The organism is Aeromonas sp. R7-2, assembly GCF_040908105.1.
Lineage (GTDB): Bacteria > Pseudomonadota > Gammaproteobacteria > Enterobacterales > Aeromonadaceae > Aeromonas > Aeromonas caviae.
This window is the reverse complement of the sequence record NZ_JBFODC010000024.1, coordinates 147,585-171,805: the sequence shown is the minus strand read 5'-3', so window position 1 is coordinate 171,805 and position 24,221 is coordinate 147,585. Positions and strand designations below refer to the sequence as shown.

General features: G+C 62.4%; 18 protein-coding genes, 4 tRNA genes and 1 pseudogene. 16 read left to right on the top strand and 7 right to left on the bottom strand.

Features of this window, described 5'->3' with window-relative positions; genetic code table 11:
- The coding region (locus AB5Y47_RS10440; protein WP_368176074.1) for a methyl-accepting chemotaxis protein at nucleotides 1–1,622 on the bottom strand (1,622 nt) is incomplete at its 3' end.
- Nucleotides 1,623–1,895: 273 nt separating this feature from the next.
- Between AB5Y47_RS10440 and AB5Y47_RS10435 the strand changes: the two genes are divergently transcribed.
- The 3 genes from AB5Y47_RS10435 (at nucleotide 1,896) to AB5Y47_RS10425 (ending at nucleotide 8,829) form a co-directional block, all read left to right on the top strand.
- On the top strand, nucleotides 1,896–4,199 hold the full coding sequence (locus tag AB5Y47_RS10435) for a patatin-like phospholipase family protein (protein WP_049636529.1): 2,304 nt from the start codon (nucleotides 1,896–1,898) through the stop codon (nucleotides 4,197–4,199).
- Nucleotides 4,200–4,428: 229 nt separating this feature from the next.
- Nucleotides 4,429–7,026, top strand: a complete 2,598-nt coding sequence (gene acnB, locus AB5Y47_RS10430) for a bifunctional aconitate hydratase 2/2-methylisocitrate dehydratase (RefSeq protein ID WP_049636528.1) — start codon at nucleotides 4,429–4,431, stop codon at nucleotides 7,024–7,026.
- A gap of 231 nt (nucleotides 7,027–7,257) precedes the next feature.
- A complete protein-coding gene (locus tag AB5Y47_RS10425; protein WP_041211776.1) occupies nucleotides 7,258–8,829 on the top strand; it encodes a cyclic diguanylate phosphodiesterase in 1,572 nt (523 codons plus the stop codon).
- Here AB5Y47_RS10425 and AB5Y47_RS10420 read toward each other — a convergent pair.
- Nucleotides 8,826–9,743 carry a LysR family transcriptional regulator gene (locus AB5Y47_RS10420; RefSeq protein WP_045522142.1) on the bottom strand — a complete coding sequence of 306 codons (918 nt, stop codon included), beginning with the start codon at nucleotides 9,741–9,743 and terminating at the stop codon, nucleotides 8,826–8,828. The genes AB5Y47_RS10425 and AB5Y47_RS10420 overlap by 4 nt on opposite strands.
- A gap of 76 nt (nucleotides 9,744–9,819) precedes the next feature.
- Here AB5Y47_RS10420 and AB5Y47_RS10415 point away from each other — a divergent pair, with 76 nt between their 5' ends.
- The 4 genes from AB5Y47_RS10415 (at nucleotide 9,820) to mdtD (ending at nucleotide 14,610) form a co-directional block, all read left to right on the top strand.
- Nucleotides 9,820–10,437: a LysE family transporter gene (locus AB5Y47_RS10415; RefSeq protein ID WP_045522141.1), complete on the top strand. Its 618-nt coding sequence runs from the start codon at nucleotides 9,820–9,822 to the stop codon at nucleotides 10,435–10,437.
- Nucleotides 10,438–10,554: 117 nt separating this feature from the next.
- Nucleotides 10,555–11,961: a D-arabinono-1,4-lactone oxidase gene (locus AB5Y47_RS10410; RefSeq protein ID WP_045522140.1), complete on the top strand. Its 1,407-nt coding sequence runs from the start codon at nucleotides 10,555–10,557 to the stop codon at nucleotides 11,959–11,961.
- Between the two features lie 71 nt (nucleotides 11,962–12,032).
- Entirely contained in the window at nucleotides 12,033–13,160 is a 1,128-nt protein-coding gene (locus tag AB5Y47_RS10405) for a GTP-binding protein (RefSeq protein ID WP_045522139.1), read from the top strand.
- Between the two features lie 22 nt (nucleotides 13,161–13,182).
- Nucleotides 13,183–14,610, top strand: a complete 1,428-nt coding sequence (gene mdtD / locus AB5Y47_RS10400) for a multidrug transporter subunit MdtD (protein ID WP_223919390.1) — start codon at nucleotides 13,183–13,185, stop codon at nucleotides 14,608–14,610.
- A gap of 9 nt (nucleotides 14,611–14,619) precedes the next feature.
- Here mdtD and AB5Y47_RS10395 read toward each other — a convergent pair whose 3' ends face one another.
- The 3 genes from AB5Y47_RS10395 to folB form a co-directional block, all read right to left on the bottom strand.
- On the bottom strand, nucleotides 14,620–15,102 hold the full coding sequence (locus tag AB5Y47_RS10395) for a YbaK/EbsC family protein (protein WP_368220208.1): 483 nt from the start codon (nucleotides 15,100–15,102) through the stop codon (nucleotides 14,620–14,622).
- A gap of 117 nt (nucleotides 15,103–15,219) precedes the next feature.
- Nucleotides 15,220–15,729: a 2-amino-4-hydroxy-6-hydroxymethyldihydropteridine diphosphokinase gene (gene folK, locus AB5Y47_RS10390; RefSeq protein WP_041211771.1), complete on the bottom strand. Its 510-nt coding sequence runs from the start codon at nucleotides 15,727–15,729 to the stop codon at nucleotides 15,220–15,222.
- Nucleotides 15,729–16,100 carry a dihydroneopterin aldolase gene (folB, locus tag AB5Y47_RS10385; protein WP_010675798.1) on the bottom strand — a complete coding sequence of 124 codons (372 nt, stop codon included), beginning with the start codon at nucleotides 16,098–16,100 and terminating at the stop codon, nucleotides 15,729–15,731. The genes folK and folB overlap by 1 nt, the downstream gene beginning before the upstream one ends.
- 171 nt (nucleotides 16,101–16,271) lie before the next feature.
- Between folB and plsY the strand changes: the two genes are divergently transcribed.
- The 7 genes and pseudogenes from plsY to AB5Y47_RS10350 all read left to right on the top strand — a co-directional run bounded on the left by plsY (nucleotide 16,272) and on the right by AB5Y47_RS10350 (nucleotide 18,389).
- Nucleotides 16,272–16,934, top strand: a complete 663-nt coding sequence (gene plsY / locus AB5Y47_RS10380; protein WP_041211770.1) for a glycerol-3-phosphate 1-O-acyltransferase PlsY — start codon at nucleotides 16,272–16,274, stop codon at nucleotides 16,932–16,934.
- 47 nt (nucleotides 16,935–16,981) lie between these two features.
- A tRNA-Phe gene (locus AB5Y47_RS10375) sits at nucleotides 16,982–17,057 on the top strand.
- 52 nt (nucleotides 17,058–17,109) lie between these two features.
- A tRNA-Thr gene (locus tag AB5Y47_RS10370) sits at nucleotides 17,110–17,185 on the top strand.
- A gap of 3 nt (nucleotides 17,186–17,188) precedes the next feature.
- Nucleotides 17,189–17,264: transfer RNA gene (locus AB5Y47_RS10365), tRNA-Phe, on the top strand.
- A gap of 8 nt (nucleotides 17,265–17,272) precedes the next feature.
- Nucleotides 17,273–17,348: transfer RNA gene (locus tag AB5Y47_RS10360), tRNA-Asn, on the top strand.
- A 98-nt stretch (nucleotides 17,349–17,446) separates the two neighbouring features.
- Nucleotides 17,447–17,626, top strand: a pseudogene (locus AB5Y47_RS10355) (IS3 family transposase); the annotation flags it as partial.
- Nucleotides 17,627–18,020: 394 nt separating this feature from the next.
- The gene (locus tag AB5Y47_RS10350) at nucleotides 18,021–18,389 is read left to right on the top strand and encodes a hypothetical protein (protein WP_223937767.1); all 369 of its coding nucleotides are present in this window, start codon (nucleotides 18,021–18,023) and stop codon (nucleotides 18,387–18,389) included.
- A gap of 267 nt (nucleotides 18,390–18,656) precedes the next feature.
- On the opposite strand, the gene AB5Y47_RS10345 is transcribed toward AB5Y47_RS10350, so the two are convergent.
- Entirely contained in the window at nucleotides 18,657–19,136 is a 480-nt protein-coding gene (locus AB5Y47_RS10345) for a MarR family winged helix-turn-helix transcriptional regulator (protein WP_010672813.1), read from the bottom strand.
- A gap of 163 nt (nucleotides 19,137–19,299) precedes the next feature.
- Here AB5Y47_RS10345 and AB5Y47_RS10340 point away from each other — a divergent pair, with 163 nt between their 5' ends.
- Nucleotides 19,300–19,827: a hypothetical protein gene (locus AB5Y47_RS10340; protein WP_210600923.1), complete on the top strand. Its 528-nt coding sequence runs from the start codon at nucleotides 19,300–19,302 to the stop codon at nucleotides 19,825–19,827.
- Nucleotides 19,828–19,836: 9 nt separating this feature from the next.
- Nucleotides 19,837–21,435: a BCCT family transporter gene (locus AB5Y47_RS10335; protein ID WP_049636524.1), complete on the top strand. Its 1,599-nt coding sequence runs from the start codon at nucleotides 19,837–19,839 to the stop codon at nucleotides 21,433–21,435.
- Between the two features lie 70 nt (nucleotides 21,436–21,505).
- Here AB5Y47_RS10335 and mutS read toward each other — a convergent pair whose 3' ends face one another.
- Nucleotides 21,506–24,076, bottom strand: a complete 2,571-nt coding sequence (gene mutS / locus AB5Y47_RS10330; protein WP_049636523.1) for a DNA mismatch repair protein MutS — start codon at nucleotides 24,074–24,076, stop codon at nucleotides 21,506–21,508.
- Nucleotides 24,077–24,221 lie beyond the last annotated feature (145 nt).

Sequence of the window (24,221 nt, the reverse complement as noted above, 5' to 3'; positions counted from 1 at the left end):
GCCATGGCGCTGACGGCGCGGGCGCTCTGCTCCTGGAGGCTGTTGATCATGCCCTGGATCTCGGCGGTGGAGGCGGCGGAGCGGCTGGCGAGGTTGCGCACCTCGTCGGCCACCACGGCGAAGCCACGGCCCTGCTCGCCGGCACGGGCGGCCTCGATGGCGGCGTTGAGGGCCAGCAGGTTGGTCTGCTCCGAGATGCTGCGGATGGTGTCGAGGATGCTGCCGATGGAGTCGGTCTGGCTCGCCAGGGACTCGATGACCCCGGCGACCTGTTCGATTTCACCGGAGAGGCCGACGATGCCGTGACGGGCCTGGGCGACGACCTGGGCCCCCGCATCGGCCTGCTCGTTGGCCTGCTTGGCGACGTCGGCGGCGAGAGACGCATTGCCGGCGATCTCGCTGACGGTGGCTCCCATCTCGTGGATGGCGGTGGCGACCTGGACGGTGCGATCCCGCTGGGCGGTGCAGTTGTGCTGGGTGAGCTGGGCTTTGGCTGCCACCTCGTTGGCGGTGGCGGCGAGCTGGCGGGAGTTGCTCGCCACCTGTTCGATGGAGCCGTGGATCTTGGCGACAAAGTTGTTGAAGCCGGTCGCCACCTGGGCCAGTTCGTCACGGCCATCGACCTTGAGGCGATGGGTGAGGTCGCCATCACCGCTGCCGAGTTCGCGGAACAGGCGGGCCAGTTCGTTGAGGGGGCGGCTCACGGAGCCCGCCAGGAGAACGCCGAGCAGCCCCATGCCGACGGCGATGGCCAGGCTGACCAGCACCATGTGCAGGCGCGCTCTGTCCAGTTCGGCATAAATTTCGGCCTCCGGCACCTGGGCCACCAGATACCAGTCGAGCAGGGGGATGTAGCTGCTGGCCAGGATCACGGGCTGGCCGTCGACCTCGGCATGGGTGGCGGCAAAGGGCTGCTTGTTGAGCAGGTTGGTGCTGCTGCCGCTGGCCAGCTGGGTCAGGTTGTCCCGATCGATGCGGGCGGCGTCGGGGTGCAGCTTCACCTTGCCGCTGCCGTCTGTCATGAAGACGAAGCCGCTGTCGCCGATACGGAAGTTGGCGAGCATGCTGACCATGCTGTCGAGGGATTTGGCGAGGCCGGCGAGGCCGCGTCCGTCGAGTTGCTGGAAGTTGACGAACAGTTTCACCTCGCCGTTGCTCTCCCGAAAGATGCTGAGCATCAGATCCTGGCGGCTCTTGGTGTAGTCATAGAACCAGTTGTCCTGCTCGTGGTTCAGGATGCGCAGAAAACCGTCCTGGTTGTAGTAGGCGGCACTCTGACGATCGGCGAAGGAGGCGGTGACCAGACCATACTGGCTCGTCATGTCCTTGAGCTGGTTGATGAGGATGGACTCCTGCTCCTTGGGCATGCCGCGCTCGACCCAGTCCAGCACGAAGCGGTCGTTGGCAAGCTGTCTGGCGGCATTGGCGACCGAGGTGAGATCCTTCTCGATCTCCTTGCCGATGCGCTGGGTCAGGTTGGGCAGCTCCTGCTCGAACATGCGGTTCTCGATCAGCTGCTGGGCAGAACGCTGGCTGAAATAGCCCACCAGCAGGCAGGAGAGGGCCACGGCGAGGATGACGGTGGCCAGAATTTTCTGTTTCAGTGTCAGGCTTGCGAACATAAGGGTGACTCGGAAGTGTGAACCAGGGTTGAACTCATAATAGCGGCTGATTTGGTGCGCTCTTGAGGCGGCGGGGGCCTTTATTGTCGATTAACGTTTGCGCTCACACCCGGATTGGGCTGGATTGGCGCCCGATTTTGCCGAGACATCGTCGCAAGCGGGGCGACCCCTCGCCAGCACCCCGGCTTGCGGTTAAAGTGCTTGCACTTATAGTAGGCTGCACCTGACTGGCGGCCTGCCCGCTCGACTCGCACCGGATTTATGGACTCTCATATGCGCATCTTTCATCGGGGATGGACCCACCTGCTCGTGCTCCTGCTGGCGACCCTGCCGTTCATGGCGGCGGCCGGAGCCAATGATCCCGCGCCTTCGGCCAGAAACCCGGGGGCAACCAAGATGGATCGTCCGAGGATCGCCCTGGTACTGAGCGGCGGCGGTGCCAAGGGGTCGGCCCATATCGGGGTGCTCAAGGTGCTGGAGGCAAAGCACATCCCGGTGGACATCATCGTCGGGACCAGCATGGGCTCCTATGTGGCGGGCATGTATGCCATGGGGCTCAGCGCCGAGGAGGTGGAGCGCACGACGCTGGCCATCGACTGGAACAAGGGCTATCAGGACAAGGTGGGGCGCGACGAGCTCTCCCTGCGCAAGAAGCAGCAGACCGAGAAGTACCAGCTGCGCACCGACATCGGGGTCAACGGTGACCAGACCCAGCTGCCGGACGGCTTCTTCCAGGGACAGTCCATGGCCAGCCTGCTGCGCCACGCCACCTCCAACCTGCCGGCGCAAAAGAGCTTCGACAACCTGCCTATCCCCTATCGCGCGGTGGCGACCGACATGGAGACGGTGACCCCCTTCGTGCTGGATCACGGCAGCCTCGCCAAGGCAATGCAGGCCTCCATGTCCATTCCCGGTGCCCTCAAGCCGGTGGAGTGGGACGGCCGCATCCTGGCCGATGGTGGCACGGTCAACAACATGCCGGTGGACGTGGCCAAGGCCATGGGGGCCGACGTGGTGATCGCGGTGGACATCAGCGCCAAGCTGCGTACCCGGGAGTCCCTCAAGTCGGGATTGGCCATGATCGATCAGCTCACCACCTACATGACCCAGGTGGGGACCGAAAAGCAGAAGGCGCTGCTGGGCCCCAGGGACATCCTGCTGACCCCCGAGTTCGGCAACATGGGGATCGCCGACTTCGCCCTGATGCCGGAGGGGATCAAGATCGGGGAGGCGGTCGCCAACAGTGCAGCGGCCCGGCTCGATGCGCTCTCTCTCTCGCCCGCCGCCTACGCCGACTATCGCAACGGCAAGCTGAGCCGGCGCGCCGAGCGCAGCGGCCAGCCCGCCTACTACATCGACAAGGTGGAGATCATCAACAAGTCGCGCCTCTCCGACGACACGGTGCGGGCCATGCTGAACGTGCGTCCGGACAAGGTGCAGACCTACGAGAGCCTGGAGGCGGGGATCCGTCGCCTCTACGCCCTGGAGTCGTTCGATCGCATCACCTACGAGGTGGAGGAGCGGGACGGGGAGAACGTGCTGGTGGTGGACGCCAGCGAGAAGAACTGGGGGCCGGGTTATCTCAACTTCCAGCTCGGTTTCTCTGATGACTTCGAGAGCAGCTCCAACTACAACGTCGGCATGTCCTACACCCTGACCAACGTCAACGACTGGGGAGGCGAGTGGCTGACCGAGGCGTCCCTCGGGACCGCCAAGCACCTCAAGACCGACTTCTACACCCCGCTGGAGCCCTCCCAGACCTACTTCGGAGAGACGAGCCTGGCCTACGACAAGACCCAGCGACGCGTCTTCTTCCCGGAAGAGAGCAGGTCCTCGTCCGGGGTCAGCTATCTGGACTCCGAGTACAGCTTCACCAGCGTGGATCTTGCCGTCGGCTGGAATCGCCAGCCCTGGAGTCGCTTCTCCCTTGGACTGGAGGGCAAGATCGGCAGCGTGGAGATCCAGAACCTCACCAACGCGGATGCCGATGCCTCCGCCTGGGGCCCCTACATCCGCTTCGAGCACGACACCCTCGACAGCCGCTACTTCCCCTATCAGGGGGTCTACTGGGACATCAAGGGGGGCTACTCCTACGTCGATCTCGATCCCGCGGACGCGCCCTCCGAGCAGGCCGAGGGGGTGAATTACCGGCTGGTGATGATCAAGCCCTGGTCCTGGGACAGGCACAGCCTCAACCTGATGCTGGAAGGGGGCGGCTCAAGCTCCCAGGAGACGGTACCGCTGTTCGTGCAGGATCTGGGCGGGCTGTTCCGCATGTCCGGCTTCCAGCATTACCAGTTGAGCGGTCGCTACAGCCTGTTCGGCGGGCTGCGCTACATCTACCGGGTGGCGGACAATGACTTCGGTGCCTTCAAGGCGCCCCTGTTCCTCGGGGGCTCCCTCGAGCAAGGGGGGGTCTGGGACAAGGGAGAGGACATCAGCATCGAATCCTCCTATACCTCGGGTTCCCTCTATATGGGGGTGGAGAGTTTCCTCGGTCCCATCTTCCTCGGCTATGGCGTGGCGGAGGGGGGACACGACATGTTCTATCTGCAATTGGGCACTACGTTCCAATAAGGGCGAAATGCTGCCTTTTTGTTAACTCACCTTGGGTGGGCGGTTTGTCACTCTAAAAAAACCTAATGGGTTTATATGGTTATGCTGGTTTGATGAATAACTGCACAGGGTTTGGATTTTAATTAGTCGTTAAAACTTATATAGTGGGGGGCACCCTACGGGTGTCCCGCAAGGACGATCGCCGCGAGCTTGGGCGAACCCCAAAAAAAAGACCAAAGAGGAATTAGTCGTGCTTGAAACATACCGTAAACACGTCGCAGAACGTGCCGCCGAAGGCGTGGTCGCCAAACCTCTGGACGCAGAGCAGGTCGCCGCCCTGGTTGAGCTGATCAAGAATCCGCCCGCCGGCGAACAGGACTTTCTGAAAGAACTGTTGTCCTCCCGCATTCCCCCGGGTGTTGATGAAGCGGCCTATGTGAAAGCCGGCTTCCTCACCGCCGTCGCCAAGGGCGAGGCCCATTCCCCCATCCTGACTGCCGCCGAAGCCGTCGAGCTGCTCGGTACCATGCAGGGTGGTTACAACATTCAGCCGCTGATCGACCTGCTGGACGATGCGACCCTGGCTCCTCTTGCCGCCAAGGGCCTCTCTCACACCCTGCTGATGTTCGACTCCTTCCACGACGTGGAAGAGAAGGCCAAGGCGGGCAATGCCCACGCCAAGCAGGTGCTGCAATCCTGGGCTGACGCCGAGTGGTTCCTGAACCGCCCGGCCCTGGCCGAGAAGATCACCGTCACCGTGTTCAAGGTGACCGGCGAAACCAACACCGACGATCTGTCGCCGGCGCCGGACGCCTGGTCCCGCCCGGACATTCCGCTGCACGCCCTGGCGATGCTGAAGAACGCCCGTCCCGGCATCACCCCGGACAAGGATGGCGTCATCGGCCCCATCAAGACCATTGATTCCCTGAAAGAGCAGGGCTTCCCGCTGGCTTACGTGGGTGACGTGGTCGGTACCGGCTCTTCCCGTAAATCCGCCACCAACTCCGTGCTCTGGTTCATGGGCGACGACATTCCGTTCGTGCCGAACAAGCGTGCCGGCGGCGTCTGCCTCGGTGGCAAGATTGCCCCCATCTTCTTCAACACCATGGAAGATGCCGGCGCCCTGCCCATCGAAGTGGACGTCTCCAAGCTGGAAATGGGCGATGTCATCGACATCTTCCCCTATGAGGGCAAGATCACCCGCCACGGCACCGACGAGGTGCTGGCCCGGTTCGAACTGAAGACCGAGGTGCTGATCGATGAAGTGCGCGCCGGTGGCCGCATTCCGCTGATCATCGGCCGCGGCCTGACCGACAAGGCCCGCGAAGCGCTGGGTCTGCCGTTCTCCACCGTGTTCCGTCGTCCGCAGCCTGTTGCCGACACCGGCAAGGGCTTCACCCTGGCTCAGAAGATGGTGGGCAAGGCGTGCGGCGTGAAGGGCATTCGCCCGGGCACCTACTGCGAACCCAAGATGACCACGGTCGGCTCCCAGGACACCACGGGCCCCATGACCCGCGACGAGCTCAAAGATCTCGCCTGCCTCGGTTTCTCCGCCGATCTGACCATGCAGTCCTTCTGCCACACCGCGGCCTACCCCAAGCCCATCGACGTACAGACTCACCACACCCTGCCGGACTTCATCATGAACCGCGGCGGTGTGAGCTTGCGTCCGGGTGACGGCGTCATCCACTCCTGGCTGAACCGCATGCTGCTGCCGGATACCGTGGGTACCGGTGGTGACTCCCACACCCGTTTCCCCATCGGGATTTCCTTCCCGGCGGGCTCCGGTCTGGTGGCCTTCGCCGCCGCCACCGGCGTGATGCCGCTGGACATGCCGGAATCCGTGCTGGTGCGCTTCAAGGGCGAGCTGCAACCGGGTATCACCCTGCGTGACCTGGTCCATGCCATCCCCTATGCCGCCATCCAGAAAGGGCTGCTGACCGTCGAGAAAGCGGGCAAGAAGAACATCTTCTCCGGCCGTATCCTCGAGATCGAAGGTCTGCCAACCCTGAAGGTGGAGCAGGCATTCGAGCTGGCGGACGCCAGCGCCGAGCGTTCCGCCGCCGGTTGCACCATCAAGCTGGATAAAGAGCCGATCATCGAGTATCTGAAGTCCAACATCGTGATGCTGAAGTGGATGCTCTCTGAAGGCTACGGCGACGTGCGCACCATCACCCGCCGCATCAAGGGGATGGAAGAGTGGCTGGCCAACCCGGTACTGATGGAAGCGGACAAGGATGCCGAGTACGCCGAAATCATCGAGATCGATCTGGCCACCATCAAGGAGCCGATCCTGTGTGCGCCGAACGATCCGGACGACGCCCGTCTGCTGAGCGACGTGGCAGGTGACAAGATTGACGAGGTGTTCATCGGTTCCTGCATGACCAACATCGGCCACTTCCGCGCCGCTGGCAAACTGCTCGAGAAGTATCAGGGCGAGCTGCCGACCCGCATGTGGATCGCCCCCCCCACCAAGATGGACAAGGATCAGCTGACCGAAGAGGGCTACTACGGCATCTTTGGTCGGGTCGGTGCTCGCATCGAAATACCCGGCTGTTCCCTCTGTATGGGCAACCAGGCGCGCGTGGCGGAAGGGGCCTCCGTGGTCTCCACCTCCACCCGCAACTTCCCGAACCGTCTGGGCAAGGGTGCCAACGTCTATCTGGCTTCTGCGGAGCTGGCCGCGGTTGCCGCCATCATCGGCAAGATCCCGACCGTGGAAGAGTATCTGCAGTACGCCAAGACCCTGGACGCCACTGCGGCCGACACCTACCGCTACCTGAACTTCAACGAGATCGCCTCCTACACCAAGAAGGCCGATGCGGTGATCCTGCAGCAAGCGGTCTGAGACTCGCCGGTCTGACCACTGAAAATAACAATGCCGCGTCTCGACGCGGCATTTTCCATTTCAGGGGGCTGCGCGATAATGACCCGCCATGCCCAGCAACGGCGTCGTCGATTTGCCTGGTACGCGCGTTGCGCTTTCGTTGTCTGGCCATGATGGCCCCACCGCTTCCTGGTGGGCATTTTTATACCGCGGTACCTGCGAAGCGGGCCCGCGCATTGCGGCGTGGTTGCTATGTTTCTGTTCCGGATTGATCTGGCCCGCATGAAGTGGCGCCTTGGTTGTGCCCTGCTGGTGTTGGCCCTGCCCCTGGTGGTGGGAGGGTGGATGGTGCATGACAGCTACGAGCAGGAGCTGAAAAACGATGCCAGTGCGTCAGCCAGCAAGGCCAGAACCTTGCTGGAGCGCATGCTGGATCAGGCCGAGCGGGCCAACCTCGAGGTATTGCCGCTGGCCGGTCGCTCCTGCAGCGACAACCTGTTGCTGCTGCGCAAGCGGGTGGCGCTGGAGCCGTTCCTGCGCTCCATCAATCTGGTGCGACAGGGGATCATCAACTGCACCTCGCTGTTCGGGCCTGCCAGGGAAGTGGATGACGGCTCCCGCTACACGGATCGCAAGTTGCTGCTGATGAGCGGTAACCTGGTGCGCAAGAATCACCCCTTGCTGGTGGTGCGTCAGGAGCGGGGGCGTGATGCGGCACTGAGCGCCATTGACAGCAGCCAGCTCAGTTTCATGCTCACCCTGAGCAGCGATCCCAGCGAGCTGTTCTTGCAGGTGGGGTCCGCCTGGCTCGATGAGTCCGGCCACTTCCAAAGCGATCCGCCGAAACTGCACAGCAAGTTTGCCCTGATACTCGCCTCCCAGCGTTACCCCTTCACCATCCACGCCGGTTATGCCATGCCGATCTACTGGCGTGCCCTGTGGGAGGCTCGCCATCTGCAGCTGATCTGGCTGGGAGCCAGTTCGCTGGTGCTCTCACTGCTGGTGTGGTGGCTGCTTGGGCGGCCGGGGGCCCTGACGGACGAGCTGAGACGCGGGCTGCGAGCCAGGGAGTTTGTCCCCTATCTGCAACCGCTGATCGCCAGCAAGGGCGGCAAGATGGTGGGAGCCGAGGTACTGATGCGCTGGCAACATGCCACCGAGGGGCTGATCCGCCCCGATCTCTTCATCCCCCAGGCGGAAGAGTCTGGCCTGATCGTGCCCATGACGGTCAACCTGATGAAGACGGTGGCCAAGACACTCCACCCGGTACAGGAGCAGTTGCCCGAGGCATTTCACATCAGCTTCAACATCAGTGCCATCCACTGCCGGGACCTCTCCCTGGTGGCGGAGTGCCGCGACTTCCTCGGCCATTTCGTTCCGGGACGGGTGGTGCTGGTGCTGGAGCTCACGGAGCGGGAGCTGCTGGTGACCAGCCCGCAGACCCTCTCCCTGTTTCGCCAGCTCGACGAGATGGGGGTGCAGCTCGCCATCGATGACTTTGGCACCGGCCACTCCAGCCTCATCTATCTGCAGCAATTCCACGTGGACTATCTCAAGATCGACCGCTCCTTTATCGGCCGTATCGGGACGGAGTCCCTCTCCGAGCACATCGTGGACAACGTCATCGACCTTGGGGGACGGCTGGGGTTGTCCCTAGTGGCCGAAGGGGTAGAGACGGAGCAGCAGGCCGCCTATCTGAGAGGCAAGGGGGTCCAGTATCTGCAGGGATACCTGTTTGCCCGCCCCATGCCGATACGCCAGTTCTGCCGGGAGCTGACGGCGGGAGAGATACAGGTCGCCGCCGGGCGCACCGCCCAGGGCTAGGCCGCGCCCACCAGGCTGTGCAGCCAGTTCACCAGGATGTCGTGGGGGCTGCCGGGTTCGGGAGGGGCGGGGGCGAGCAGGTGATAGCCGGTGCCGTCGGGGACGAAGCCGAGCGGTGCCACCAGCAGGCCGGCCTCGATATCGTCGCACACCTGGCGGTAGGGGCCGATGGCGACTCCCAGCCCGGCGACTGCCGCCTGCAGGCTGAAATAGAAGTGCTCGAAGGTCTGACCCGGCACCTCCTCGTCGGCGGACATGCCTGCGTGCTGCTGCCACTCCAACCAGGCGCCCGGACGGGTCTTGGTGTGCAGACGGGGGGCCGTTGGCCTGAGGGCCTGCACATCCCCCCTGGATTCAAAAAAGTGCGCCACCTTGCCCGGCGGGCAAACAGGGCCGGTCCGCTCCTCGAACAGCAACTGGTTGTAGAGCTCGGCAGGCCAGTGAAAGTCGTTGCGCCGGATGGCGAGATCGATGCCGCTGCCAAAGCTGAGGGCGCCGCCGCCCGCCATCAGGTGTACGTCCAGCTCCGGGTGCAGGGCCTGGAAGGCGGGCCAGCGCGGGATCAGCCAGCGCATCAGGAGGGTGGGTTCGCAGGAGAGCACCAGTGATTGAGGGCGGCTCTGCTGGCGCAGGGCCTGCGCTGTCTGGCGGATGCTGCCCAGCCCCTCTCTGACCGCCTGATAGAACCGTTCACCCGCGTCGGTCAGAAAGACCCGGCGCTGGCGCCGCTCGAACAGCATGACCCCCAGATCCTCCTCGAGCAGTCGTACCGCCCGGCTGATGGCGCCATGGGTGAGGTGCAGTTCGTCGGCGGCGCGGCCGAAATGCTCGGTGCGGGCAGCCACCTCGAAACAGCGCAGGGCGGTGAGGGAGGGAAGCGAGAGGTCTTTTTGTGAGTTTTTTTCACCATTCATGTCAGAAATCATCGTTCGTTATTGGTGTTGTTGGCAAATAAAATAGCCGATATCCCCTCTAATCAGGACTATTTTCATGACCGAACTGTTAGCCGTTGTCGCCATTACTCTCTTTGCCGTCATCAGCCCCGGGCCCGACTTTGCCATGGTGTCGCGTAACAGCCTGCTGCTCTCGCGCCGCACCGGCGTGCTGACGGCGATCGGCATCGCGGCCGGGGTCTGCGTGCACGTGGCCTACACCCTGCTGGGGGTGGGCCTGCTGATCCAGCAATCCCTCTGGCTGTTCAACCTCATCAAGCTGGCAGGGGCCGCCTATCTCATCTTCCTCGGCATCAAGATGCTGCGGGCCAAACCGGCTGCCGATGAAGAGAGCATCTGTCAGCCTGCCCTCTCCAGTCTGGGTGCGCTGCGCACCGGATTTCTGACCAATGTGCTCAATCCCAAGACCACCATCTTCATCGTCAGCCTCTTCATGCAGGTGGTGCAGCCGCAGACGCCGCTGGCGGTCCAGATCGGCTATGGCGCCTTCATCGCGCTGGCGCACGCCCTCTGGTTCGGTGCGGTGGCGCTCTTCTTCTCCACCCCGTCGGTGCGGGCTCGTCTGCTGGCGGTGCGTCACTGGATCGATCGGATCTTTGGCGGTCTGCTGGTGGGATTCGGCATGCTGTTGGCGCTGACCCAACCCTCGCGCTGAGGGGGAGGGGGCGGGTCCCCCTTATCCACCCTCGAACAGCAGGGGCTTGTTTTTCATGCCTTGGCGCGCGCTTTTCGGTAGAATTGCCGCTCATTTTGAAGTCAGATGAGGCGCGGTATGACGGTCAGGTTCCAGGCATTTCACAGCATCAAGGCGATTGGCAATCGGGAGGTGCTGTTCAACTGGTCCAGGACCAACCCGCTCGGCGCCCTGGATCAGGTGTGGCGCCCGCAAAACCGCGACGAGCTGCAGCAACTGCTGCGGGAATACCCGGAGCGCAAGCTGCGCCTCATCGGCTCCGGCCTCTCTTTCGAACCCATCCACAGCGTCTACGCCGAGGGCAGCCAGGCGCTGCTGGTGGACCTGCACCACCTGCGCGGTCAGCTCGACAAGAGTGTCGATACCGTCACCTACCAGGCGGGCACGCCGCTCGATACCGTCTATGGGGATCTCATCGCCATGGATCGCATGCTGCCGGCATCCCCCGGCGTCATCGGCATCCAGACCCTGGGCGGTGCGCTCAGCACCGGCACCCATGGGCAGGGATTGCACCAGTCCGCCCTGTGCGATGCGGTGGCTGCCCTGACCGTGATGCTGGCGAGCGGCGACATCATCCGTGTGGATCGCACCGATCCGCGCTTCGGCGCCTTCGTGATGGGCATGGGGATGCTCGGCATCCTGCTGGATGTGACCCTCAACACTGTGCCCAACCGCATCATGCGCTGCACCAAGTTCACCACCGACTACCCCTTCCTGCTGGAACACAACGAGCGCCTCAACCGGGAGCACGCCTTCGTGAAGAGCTGGTGGTTCGCCTGGACCGGCGAGAGCCACATCTGGCTGGTGGATCCCGCCTCCGATGACGAGGTGGCCCGCTACCGGGCCGGGGGCAGCGAGCCGCTGGTGCTGGAGGGAGACATGGACGAGCGCATGAACCTGGCGCTCAATGCCACCATAGACGCGACCCTGCAGAAGATGGCCAGAGACACCAAGGACGAGGCCAGGGCAGGCGAGCACTTCGAGACGGTGCGCCGCTTCAAGGACGCCTCGGATCTGGTGGGCAACGTCTACCAGATCCTCTGCAAGGGGATCCCGGCGCCCCAGATCAACTGCGAGGTGGCCGTGCCCCTCGAACGCATGGGGGAGGCCCTTGAAATCCTGCAGGCATGGCAGGAGGCGAACCCCGGCGTGCTGCACTACCCCTTCATCCTGCGCTGCACCGGTCCCTCCGTGGCCTGGCTCAGTGCCGCCCATGACAAGTCGGTGTGCTGGATAGGTTTTCTGGTCTATCTGGCGGCAGACGGGACCTTCGTCGGGGGCTCCATGGAGCAGATGCGCGAGTTGCAGCAACTGCTGGTGCCCCTCGGCGGTATTCCCCATTTCGGCAAGCACCTGGCGATGGACCTCTACGACTTCCCGGCCCTGTTGCCGCGCTGGCACGACTTCCTGGCCCTGAAGCGGGAGCTTGACCCCCATGGCCGTTTCGAAAACCGCTGGCTCGGCGACCTGTTCGCCAACCGGTAAGGATCTGACATGACCGATATGCAAGACACTCGCTTACTCATCCTCCTGCCGATCAGAGGGGGGGCATCCCTATGACAGACATGCAAGACACCCGCATCCCCGTGACCCTGCTGACCGGTTTTCTCGGCAGCGGCAAGACCACCTTGCTCAACCACTGGGTCAAGCAGCCCGAGCTCGGGGAGTGCGCCGTGCTCATCAACGAGTTCGGCTCCGTGGGGCTGGATCACCATCTGGTACAGCAGGTGGACGAGCAGGTGGTGCTGCTCGATTCCGGCTGCATCTGCTGCTCGGTGCAGGGCTCCCTGGTGGAGGCGCTGCAGGGGCTTTTCATGAAGGCCATCCAGCGCAAAATCAAACCCTTCAAACGGCTGATCATCGAAACCACTGGTCTGGCCGATCCGGCCCCCGTGCTGTTCACGTTGAGGGAAGAGGGCTTTATCGCCCAGCGCTACCGCTTCGACGGGACCGTCACCGTGGTGGATGCCGGTCATATCGAGCAGCAGCTGGCCGCTCAATATGAGGCGGTCAAACAGGTGGCGCTGGCGGATCTGCTGGTGGTGAGCAAGGGCGATCTGGTGGATGAAGAGACCCTTGCTCGGGTGGAAGCCCAACTGGCGGCCCTCAATCCGGCAGCCCCCATCCAGCGGGTCAGCAATGGGGTGCTCTCACCTGCGGTGCTGGAGAAGCTCGGCGCCTACAACGAGGCGGCGGGGCGCGACGTGCGCCAGTTGCTGGCCTGGCTGCGTACCGAATCCCCGAAACAGGGGCTGGCTTCGCCCATGCAGCCGAAGATGACGCCGTTTGCCGCCAAGGTGGGGACGGCCGCGCCCACCCGCTTCGAGCACGGCAATATCGAAAGTTTCTCCCTGCGCATCGGCGAGCCGCTCAAGCCCTCCCGCCTGCTGGCCGCCATCGATGCGGTACAGGCGCAATACGGTGATGCCCTGCTGCGTCTCAAGGGGATATTGCGACTGGAGGGGGAGAGCCAGCCAGTGGTGATCCACGGCGTGCACGGCCAGCTCTATCCGTTGCAGGCGCTGGGGGAGTGGCCCGAAGGCAAGGCCCAGTCCCGGCTGGTGTTCATCGTGAAGAGCCAGGACAGGGTAGGCATAGAGCAGTTGTTCCTCTCGACCCTCAAGGCTCCCGAACCCAGCCTGGAAGAGCACCTCAAGGCCATGCTCGGCCAGCCGGATGCCTGATATGCTGATATGACCCGCGCTCGTGCGGGTCTTTTCTTATGTGATGAGGAGAGACAGAACCATGCCTGACAGCTCCCCGATGGTGACGCCCGCCCAGCGCAAATGGCTGCCCTGGCTGACAGCGGTCGGTTTTTTCATGCAGACCCTGGATGGCACCATCCTCAACACTGCCCTGCCCAGCATGGCCGAGGCCCTGGGCGAGAGTCCGCTGCAGATGCAGTCCGTCATCATCGCCTACATGCTGACGGTGGCCCTGCTCATTCCCGCCTCCGGCTGGCTGGCGGACAGATTCGGCACCCGCCGGGTCTATCTGGTCGCCATCCTGCTGTTTACCCTGGGTTCCCTGGCCTGTGCCATCGCCAACACCCTGCCCATGCTGGTGATCGCCCGGGTGTTGCAAGGGGTCGGGGGGGCCTTGCTGATGCCCATCGGGCGTCTGGCGGTGCTGCGGGTCTACAGCAAACATGAGCTGCTGAGGGTGATGTCGTTCGTCACCATCCCCGGTCTGCTCGGCCCCCTCATCGGCCCGGCCCTGGGGGGCTGGCTGGTGGAGGTGGCGAGCTGGCACTGGGTCTTCCTCATCAACCTGCCGGTGGGCCTGCTCGGCTTCGTGGCGAGCTGGCACTTCATGCCCGACCTTCGCCAGCACACCGCCAGGTTTGACTGGCAGGGGTTTGTGCTGTTCAGTGTCGGCATGGTGCTGGTATCCGTCGGTCTGCAAGGCCTGGGGGAGCACAGCATCTCAACCGGCTGGGCCCTGTTTGCGGTATTGTTCGGTCTGGCCGCCATGGCGAGCTACTGGCTCTATGCCGCCACGGCGGAGCAGCCCCTGTTCAGTCTGGCGCTGTTCAAGACGTCCACCTTCGCTATCGGTATCTGGGGCAATCTGTTTGCCCGCCTCGGCAGCGGCGCCATGCCGTTTCTCACCCCGCTCTTCCTGCAACTGGGGCTCGGCTTCTCCCCGAGCAAGGCGGGGATGACCATGATCCCCACGGTGATCGGCGCCATGCTGACCAAGACGCTGGTGAACAAGCTCATTCCGCGCATCGGTTATCGCCGCATCCTGATCGGCAACACCCTGGCGCTCGGGGCCATGATCGCGAGCTTCTATTTCATCGACAACCAGGTGCCCCACGGTGTACTGCTGGTGTGGCTGGCGGTCTTTGGCGCCATCAACTCCCTGCAATTTTCCGCCATGAACACCCTGACCCTGCAGGATCTCAGCAGCGAGCACGCCAGTAGCGGCAACGGTCTGCTGTCGGTGGTAATGCAGCTCTCCATGAGCCTGGGGGTGGCCATCGCCGCCAGCCTGCTGGGGCTCTTCTCCATCGGCCAGCCCGAGGAGAGTGGCCGCTGGCTGGAGGGGTTCCACCTCACCTATCTGTGCATCGGCCTGATGTCCATGCTGGCTGCGCTGATCTTCGCCCAGCTGGCGCGAGAAAAGCGCTGAGTCCCAGGCTCAGGGAGCTGGCAGGTAGCTCACGTCGCAGGGCAATCGGGCCAGCAGTCCGGCCAGGTGGGTGGTCTCCAGCAGGAAAGTCTGCTCGGGGTGGCCCGGCGTCCAGGTAAAGGCGTGGTGATTCATGAGCACGGGATCCACCAGCAGGGGGATGTCGGCGCGGGGCAGGAAGGGGCAGACGGCTCCCGGCAGGCAGCCAATCTCGGTCTGCATCTCGTCGGCGGTGCAGATGGAGGGTTTGGCACCGAGCGCCGCCTTGACCGCCTTGCTGTCGAGCCGGCCGTCCCTGTGGGTCAGCAGCAGGGCGAAGCGACCATCCTTGAATTTGAGGAAAAGGGTCTTGCTGAACTCGGCCTGCCAGCCGAGGCGAGCCTTGACCCGCTCGTCGGTGGCGTAATCGAGGATGGGTTCGTGCTCGAAGCGCTGGTGGGGCAGGTCGGTGAGCAACTGATGGTTGAAGTCGTGAATGGCATCGAGTGGCATGGGGTTCTCCTGTGATGGCGGTCATCCTGCCACTTGCACCGGCGCAGGCCCAATCACCGTTTCTTATCCATCATCAGCGGAGTCATCAACAAGGGCACCCGAGGGTGCCCTTGTTGTTCAGTGATGCTGCAATTCGCCCGCTTTCCAGTGGAAGGGAATGGGGTCAAGGCGCTGGGAGGCTTTGTCGTAACCTGCCCACAGCTCACCGATGGTGCGACCATCAATGGGGTGGCGGAATGTGGGAGCCAGCTCCGCCAGCGGCCAGAGCACGAAGGCGTTGGTGAGGATCTCGCCGCGCGGCAGCACCAGCGGCGTCTCGCAGACCAGCTCGCCGTAGAGCAGCAGATCGAGATCCAGGGTGCGGGGGGCGAACTTCTTGGCATCCGGCTCGCGGCCGTGAGCGAACTCCATGGCGCGTAGCCGCTGGCACAGGGTCGCCAGGGGCAGCTCGGTATCGGCACCCACCACCAGGTTGTAGAAGGGGCGGCCGTTGAAGCCCACTGCCTCGCTCTCGAATACCCGGGAGACCTGCAACTCGCCGAATTCGGCGTGCAGGGCATCGAGGCCGGCGCGGATATGGCGTTCCCGTTCGATGTTGGATCCCAGACTGATATAGATGCGGGTCATCAGTTGGCGCTCGCAGCCGGCGTGCGATGGCGCAGGATCTCGACCCCGACGCCTGCCGCATTGGGCACGGCACCCGGTTTGGTCAGGGTCACCTTGACCCACTGTACCCGCTCGTCTTCCAGCACCAGGGCGGCGACCTGCTCGGCCATGGTCTCGACCAGCTCCACTATCTTGCCCTGGGCGTGATCACAGATCTTGCGAGAGAGGGTGGCGTAATCCAGCGCCAGATTGATATCGTCGGTTGCGGCGGCTGGGCGGTTGTCAAACCCCATCTCGAGGTCGAAACAGAGCTTCTGGCGAATGCCCTTCTCCCACTCATATACCCCTATGGTGGTCAAAACCTCGAGTCCGCGAATAAACACCTTGTCCATGACAGTACTTCTTCTTTACTCTTGATGGGCTGTGAAAACAGCGCAGGGATGCAGGCCCGGCAAGCAGATTGCCGCTGGCGGCCGGTTTGGGCGACACGCTTTCGGGCAAGCCCGGGCCTGGGAATGTGGCCCGCATCATACCCCATTCATATCGTGGTAAAAACGACCAAGATGACGGCCCTGACGATTTTGATGATTATTCTGGCCTATCTGGGCGGCTCGCTGTCCAGTGCCGTGCTGGTTTCCCGCATCACGGGTCTGCCGGATCCCCGTGACCATGGTTCCCACAACCCGGGGGCGACCAATGTGTTGCGCCTCGGCGGCCGGATGGCGGCGCTGATCGTACTGCTTCTCGACGTGCTCAAGGGGATGGCCCCCGTCTACCTCGCCTGGTATCTGCAGATCAAGCCCGTCTACCTCGGCTTTATCGGGGTGGCCGCCTGTCTGGGCCACATGTACCCCCTCTTCTTCCACTTCCGTGGCGGCAAGGGCGTCGCCACCGCCCTCGGTACCATGCTGCCCATCGGCTTTGCCATGGGGGGCGCCGTCATCACCACCTGGTTGCTGGTGCTGCTGGTGAGCGGCTATTCGTCACTGGCGTCCATCGTGACCGTGTTGCTGACCCCGCTCTTTACCTATCTGCTCAAACCGGAATACACGTTGCCGGTCTCCCTGCTCTCCTGTCTCATCCTGATCCGTCATCACGAGAACATTACCCGCCTGCTCAAGGGGGAGGAGTCCCGCCTCTGGGGGCGCCGGGGAGCGGTCCCGTCAGCAGAAGTGATGAAAATGGATGATGCTGCGCAAAAAAGAGACGAACGAGACGAAAAGTGAAATTTCCCGTTGACCACCTGCCCTAAAATCCGTTTAATAGCGCCCACGCCCAGATAGCTCAGTCGGTAGAGCAGGGGATTGAAAATCCCCGTGTCGGCGGTTCGATTCCGTCTCTGGGCACCATATTTTGGTGCCATGAAATAAAAACGTGTTCATGCACAATGGTTTGAAGTGTGCCGGCTTAGCTCAGTAGGTAGAGCAACTGACTTGTAATCAGTAGGTCACCAGTTCGATTCCGGTAGCCGGCACCATTTGCCCAGATAGCTCAGTCGGTAGAGCAGGGGATTGAAAATCCCCGTGTCGGCGGTTCGATTCCGTCTCTGGGCACCACGAATAATTCCTCCTTAGCTCAGTCGGTAGAGCGACGGACTGTTAATCCGCAGGTCGCTGGTTCGAGCCCAGCAGGAGGAGCCAATTAAAAAGCCCAGCAGCAATGCTGGGCTTTTTCTTTTCCCATTGTCCCCGTCCTGAATATGGCTTATACCTTCTTCCCCGAATAGATGGAGATCTCGATGGGACAAGGTGTGAAACGCACACAGCGCGATTACTCACTGAGGTTTAAATTGTCCCTGGTCGAGCAGATTGAAAAAGGTGAACTCACCTACCAGTAGACACAATTCCAATATGGCATTCAGGGCAATTCGACCATTCTGGTATGGTTGCATAAGCATGGTCTGCAGGGTTGGAGCCAGGGAGCATCGATTAGAGCTGGCAGGATCACATCATGCCTGATCCCGGCAACCAAATGTCTGAACAGCGTATCAAGGAGCTCGAGTAGCTGGCGCTGATGAGCCTGGAGGCTCAGTTCTTTGAAGGCGCCTCAATCGTAAAAAACGACCTGGTAAGCTCTCTCGCAGCGGTATGTCGAAAAGCTGACCATCTTCAGTGCTTGCTGGTTCCTCGGAATAAACCGTTAGGCTGACTACAATCGCAATCGGGTCGCCGACCTGCGTCATGCACAGGGCAGCAGGTAGTGAGCTTTGTGCGCAAAGTTCACTACGGGTGGGCATCCACAAGTAGCATTATCTGCTGCAGGGCCAAGACGATGCTGGGCTGACGGTCTGGTGGGACAGACTGTTTAGGATATTGGCCGAGCACCGTCTGTTGGTGCAGCCCAAACGGGCCTATCACAAGACGCTCCACAGTTTTCAGCGTTTCTATCGCCATCCCAACTTGCTCAAACCCGGCCCGGTGAAAATCACTGCGGTGGCGCCAGGGCAGGTCTTGGTTGCCGACATCACTTACCTGCCGGCAAAGAGCGGGCCACTCTACCTGAGCCTGGTGACGGATGCCTTCTCGCGTAAGATAGCGGGGCATCACGTGCACGAAGGGATGCATGCTGAGTTGGTTGTGATGGCGCAGAGCACTGAAGCAACGGCGTGGCAGCGGGGAGTTTATCCATCACTCGGACGGCAGGGTGCAGTATTGCTCAGGCTTGAATCAGACGCTGTATGAACGGTACGGAGTACAGTACTCGATGACTGATGGGTATGACTGTTATCAGAATGCGCTGGCAGAGCGGGTGAACGGGATACTGAAAGGAGAGTTGCTGTAGCAAAGCCCGTAGGACCTGGTGTAGACGAGGAAGATGGTGCATAAGGTGGTGGGTAGTTATAACCTAGAATGATCGCATTAGGCCTCGCAATGCAGAATCCCCGATGCGGTACATCGGGTTCTGAGTGCCAGAAGTTAACTGAAAACATGTAAACGGACTTCAGGATTTCAGGCCCGCTCTTCGGTCAGGGGGCTGACACTCAGCACGGGGGCGGCATCGATGCCGTCGGCATTCATCATGGCGGAGATGCGTTGCAGGGATGAGAGCAACAACCCTTGCTCCCAGTTCTCCAGCGCCTGAAAACGTTGAATGAAACTCTCCTGCAAGGGGGTCGGAGCCTGGGCAAGCAGGGCGCGTCCCGCGTCAGTGAGCGTCGCATGCACCTTGCGTTTGTCGGTTTCGCTGCGAATGCGCTGTACCAGCTGGCGGCTCTCCAGCCGGTCCATGATGGTGGTCGCGGTGGCCTGGCTCATGTTGGTGTGATCCGCCAGCTGGCGCATGGAGATCTGGCCAAGCTCGTCGATCCCCTTGAGCAGCAGGAGCTGGGGCGAGGTCAGGCCGGCCTCCTTGATCAAACGCTTGGAGTGCATGTCGATGGCACGGATGATCTGGCGCAGGGCGATCAGCACTTCATCATGTTTTTCCATGGGGTCTGGGTCATCGCAGGGCTGTGGAGAGGCGCGAAATTCTCCGCCTAATCCATAACAAGGTCAATATGGTTTTTGATGTAATGATTTCAGCTCTAATGAATATTGTGTTAGGTTATCGGACAATTGCCCCATTCCAACCCGATATTTGAGGAGTGAAATCATGCATGACGACCTGGATATCAAGTCCCTGGTTGCCGATCTGCGCGTGGTCAGAGTTCGCTATGAACTGCCGGATACCGCGGCATTTGTGCGTTATCAACCTGCCTATGACGAGGACCCCAACAACCTCAAGGTACACCACTACGATGGCGAGCTGCCGCTCTCTTGCAGCAACACAGGTTATTTCAGTCTAAAGGAGTTGGTCAATGAGCTGCGCTATGCCTATGTGCTGGTTCACCTCTTCCCCGACGAGAGTGCCATGAACTTTTATCTGGCGGGCCTGGACAATGGGCTGGCACAGCTGGAGTTCATCGGTGGCTCCTATGACTTCAACCGCCTCTGGATAACCAGTGGTGTCTCCAATCTGGGGGTGCCCATGGCTATCTTCCTCGGCAAACGCCACGCAGTGAACGGCCAGCCGTCGGTGACCCTGGTGGATCACCGTGAGCAGGTGGCTGGTCGTCTGGCCTATCGCGCCATCGGCGGTGCCGGCGATCACGTGGGTGAAGACTTTTTCAACAACGACTAAGGAGGCCCGATGCGAGCAACCAAAGGGCTTTTGAAAGGCCTCAATCCCACCATGGCCATGACGGCCCTCACCGTCGTGACCCTCTTCCTGCTGTTCGGCGTCTTTGATCCGGATACCGCAGGCACCTGGTTTACCGGGGCCAAGGACACCATCATTGCTGGCTTCAAGTGGTATTACATCCTGGTGGTCGCCCTGTTCCTGTTCTTCGCCGTCTACCTGATGTTCAGCCGCTTTGGCAGCATCCGGCTGGGCGACGACGACCAGGTACCGGAGTTTGGCTACTTTGCCTGGTTCTCCATGCTGTTCAGCGCAGGCATGGGCATAGGCCTGGTGTTCTGGAGTATCGCCGAGCCCATGTATCACCTGCAGGGCAACCCCTTCATCACCGAAGGTATGACGCCGGAAGCGGCCCAGATCGCCATGCGCCTCACCTTCTTCCACTGGGGTCTGCACCCCTGGGCCATCTATGTGATCGTCGGCCTGTCGCTGGCCTTCTTCAGCTACCGGCGCAAGTTGCCGCTGGCCATCCGCTCCGTGCTCTACCCCATTCTTGGCGATCGCATCTACGGCTTCTGGGGCCATGCCGCCGACGTGCTGGCGGTGTTCGGTACCGTGTTCGGGGTGGCGACCTCCCTTGGGCTGGGAGTTTCCCAGATGAACACCGGCCTCAATCAGATGTTCGGCATGGGCGTGTCACAAGCGAACCAGCTCTGGCTCATCGGTGGCATCAGCCTGATTGCCACCCTGTCGGCCATCTCCGGCGTCGGGCGCGGGGTGAAGATCCTCTCCGAACTCAATATCTGGTTGAGCGTGTTCGTGCTGGGCCTCTTCCTGGTGCTGGGGCCGACCACCTACATACTCAACGCCTATGTGCAGAACATCGGTGATTACCTGCAGAACATCGTCAAGCTGAGCTTCTGGACCAATACCGAAGCCAACGGTACCTCGGCCTGGCAGTCTAGCTGGACCGCATTTTACTGGGGCTGGTGGATCGCGTGGGCACCCTTTGTCGGCATGTTCATCGCTCGCATCTCCAAGGGCCGCACGATTCGTGAATTCGTGCTCGGTGTTCTGCTGGTGCCCTCCCTGCTCGGCATGTTCTGGCTCACCGTGTTCGGCGGGACTGCCATGAACCTGGAGCTGTTCGGTGGCGGCGGCGTGGTGGAAGCGGTCAATCAGGATGTCACCATGGCGCTCTACAAGACGGTGGAACTGCTGCACTGGGAGACCTTCGGCTGGATTGCCAAGGGGGTGCTGACCCTGCTTATCTGCACCTACTTCATCACCTCCAGCGACTCGGGCACGCTCGTGATTACGACGCTGCTCTCCATCGGCGACCAGGATCCCCCCGTGCTGCACCGTGCCATCTGGGGACTGGGGCAGGGGCTGGTCGCGGCCATTCTGCTGGTCTCCGGCGGGCTTGCCGCCCTGCAGGCCGCCAGCATCATCGCCGCGCTGCCCTTCTCGGTCATCATGCTGGCCATGTGCTACTCCCTGATGCAGGGGCTCAAACAGGAGAGCCAGCACCAGTTCGAATACAGGCAGAAGCTCAAGCGCCATCCGGGGTCGGTCAATCTGAGCCTGATGGATCGCATCGGTCCGGGCTGATGACAGGTTCGGTCAAACGAAAGGGGAACCTCGCGGTTCCCCTTTTTCATGCCTGTTCGGCGGTCGTTAGCTACAGCATCTGCTTGAGTCGATAGAGCAGGTCAAGGGCCTGTCGCGGGGTCAGCTCGTCCGGGCGTACTGCTGCCAGCTCCTCCACCACAGGATGGGGTTGCGGGGCGAGAGTGACCGGAGCCGGACGGCTTTCGCCGGCGGCCACCGGAGTGGCACTCTCCAGCTCGTGCAGCTTGTGGCGGGCCTGGTGGATCACCGATTTCGGCACCCCGGCCAGCGCCGCTACCTGCAGGCCGTAGGAGCGGCTGGCCGCACCTTCCTGCACAGCGTGCATGAAGGCGATGGTGTCGCCGTGCTCCACCGCATCCAGGTGGACGTTGGCCAGCCCGCTCATCAGCTCGGGCAGGCGGGTCAGCTCGAAGTAGTGGGTGGCGAACAGGGTGTAGGCGCCAATCTTGCTTGCCAGCTGCTCGGCGCAGGCCCAGGCCAGGGAGAGGCCGTCGTAGGTGCTGGTGCCGCGGCCAATCTCGTCCATCAGCACCAGACTGCGGGCGGTGGCGTTGTTGAGGATATTGGCGGTTTCGGTCATCTCCACCATAAAGGTGGAGCGGCCGGAGGCGAGATCATCCGACGCCCCGATGCGGGTGAAGATGCGGTCGATGGGGCCGATGCGGGCGCTGTCGGCGGGCACGAATGCGCCGATATGGGCCAGCAGCACGATCAGCGCTGTCTGGCGCATGTAAGTGGATTTACCGCCCATGTTGGGGCCGGTGATGATCAGCATCCGCCGCTCCCGCTCCAGCCGGATGGGGTTGGCGATAAAGGGGTCGGTCATCACCTGCTCCACCACCGGATGGCGGCCCGCTTCGATCAGGATCTGATCCTCATCGATAAGCGTCGGGCAGCGGTAGTCGAGGGTCTCTGCCCGCTCGGCCAGGTTGGCCAGCACGTCCAGCTCCGCCAGTGCGGCAGCAGACTCCTGCAGATCGCCGAGGTGCGGCAGCAGGGCGTCGAGCAGCTCTTCGTAGAGACGCTTTTCCAGCGCCAGGGCCTGGGCCTGGGCGGTGAGCACTTTGTCCTCGTACTTCTTCAGCTCATCGATGATGTAGCGCTCGTTGTTTTTCAGCGTCTGGCGGCGGATGTAGTGGGCCGGCACCAGGTGGCTGTTGGCGCGGCTCACCTCGATGTAGAAGCCGTGCACCTTGTTGTAGCCCACCTTGAGGGTGTTGATGCCGGTGAGCGCCTTCTCCCGCTCCTCGATGCGGGCCAGGCTGGCGGTGGCGCCATTGGCCAGATCCCGCAGCTCGTCCAGATCAGTGTTGAACCCTTCACGGATGACGCCGCCATCGCGGATGAGCACCGGCGGCACCTCCATCACGGCACGCTCCAGCAGGTCGAACAGCTCGGGGAAGGTACTTGCCCGCTCGCGCAGCTGCTGCACCGCCTCGTGCTCGCTCTCCGCCAGCAGACGCTGCAACTCGGGCAGCTGAGCAAAAGCCTGCCGCAGCCGGGTCAGATCGCGCGGGCGGGCACTGCGCAGGGCGAGGCGCGCCAGCACCCGCTCCACATCGCCGACCTGGCGCAGCAGGCTCCCCAGCTCGTCATAGAGGTTCTGCTCGATGAGCTCCTTGATGGTGCTCTGGCGACCTTTGAGGATCACCCGATCGCGGATCGGCTGGTGGATCCAGCGCTTGAGCAGCCGGCTGCCCATCGGCGTGGCGGTGCAATCGAGCACGGCGGAGAGGGTATTGTCGTGACCGCCGGCCAGATTCTGGGTCAGCTCCAGATTGCGGCGGGTGGCGGCATCCATGATGACCGCATGATCGGGCTGCTCCAGGCGCACGCTGCGAATGTGGGGCAGGGCGGTGCGCTGGGTGTCTTTCACGTACTGCATCAGGCAACCGGCAGCGCACAGGGCGGTCTCGCTCTGCTCGACCCCAAAGCCCACCAGATCCTGGGTGCCGAACTGCTGGCACAAGAGCTTGCGGGCGGTGCCGAGCTCGAACTCCCACTCCGGGCGGCGACGCAGGCCGCGGCGACCCTCGATATGGTGCAGGAAGGCGAACGATTCGGGATAGAGCAGCTCGGCCGGATTGGTGCGCTGCAGCTCAGCCAGCAGGGTCTCTTCCTTCTCGAACTGGTTGATGAAGAAGCGGCCGGATCCGATATCCATGGTGCCATAGCCGAAGCGGCGGCCATCGTGGTAGACGGCGGCGATCAGGTTGTCCTGCCGCTCGCTGAGCAGCGCCTCGTCGGAGACGGTGCCCGGGGTGATGATGCGAATGACCTTGCGCTCTACCGGTCCCTTGCTGGTGGCGGGATCCCCCACCTGCTCGCAGATGGCGGCCGATTCGCCGAGCTGTACCAGCTTGGCGAGATACCCCTCGATGGCGTGATAGGGCACCCCGGCCATCGGGATGGGGCTGCCGGCCGACTGGCCGCGCTTGGTCAGGGAGATGTCGAGCAGCTGGGAGGCCTTGCGGGCGTCGTCGTAGAAGAGCTCGTAGAAGTCGCCCATGCGATAAAACAGCAGGATCTCCGGGTTCTCGGCCTTGAGGGTCAGATACTGCTGCATCATGGGGGTGTGGGCGCTCAAGTTGGCGCCTGGCGCTTGGTATTGTGCTGTCATGTGCTATTCCAGAAGGTGCTCTTGCGGGCAAACGTCTGCCGTCATGGGTCTGAATCTGGGGGCCATTCTACATGCTCGAGGCAAGATGGTGAGGAGGAATCTCCGTCTTGGGGGCAAAGCCGGCATCCCGTCGCGGATCTGTGCA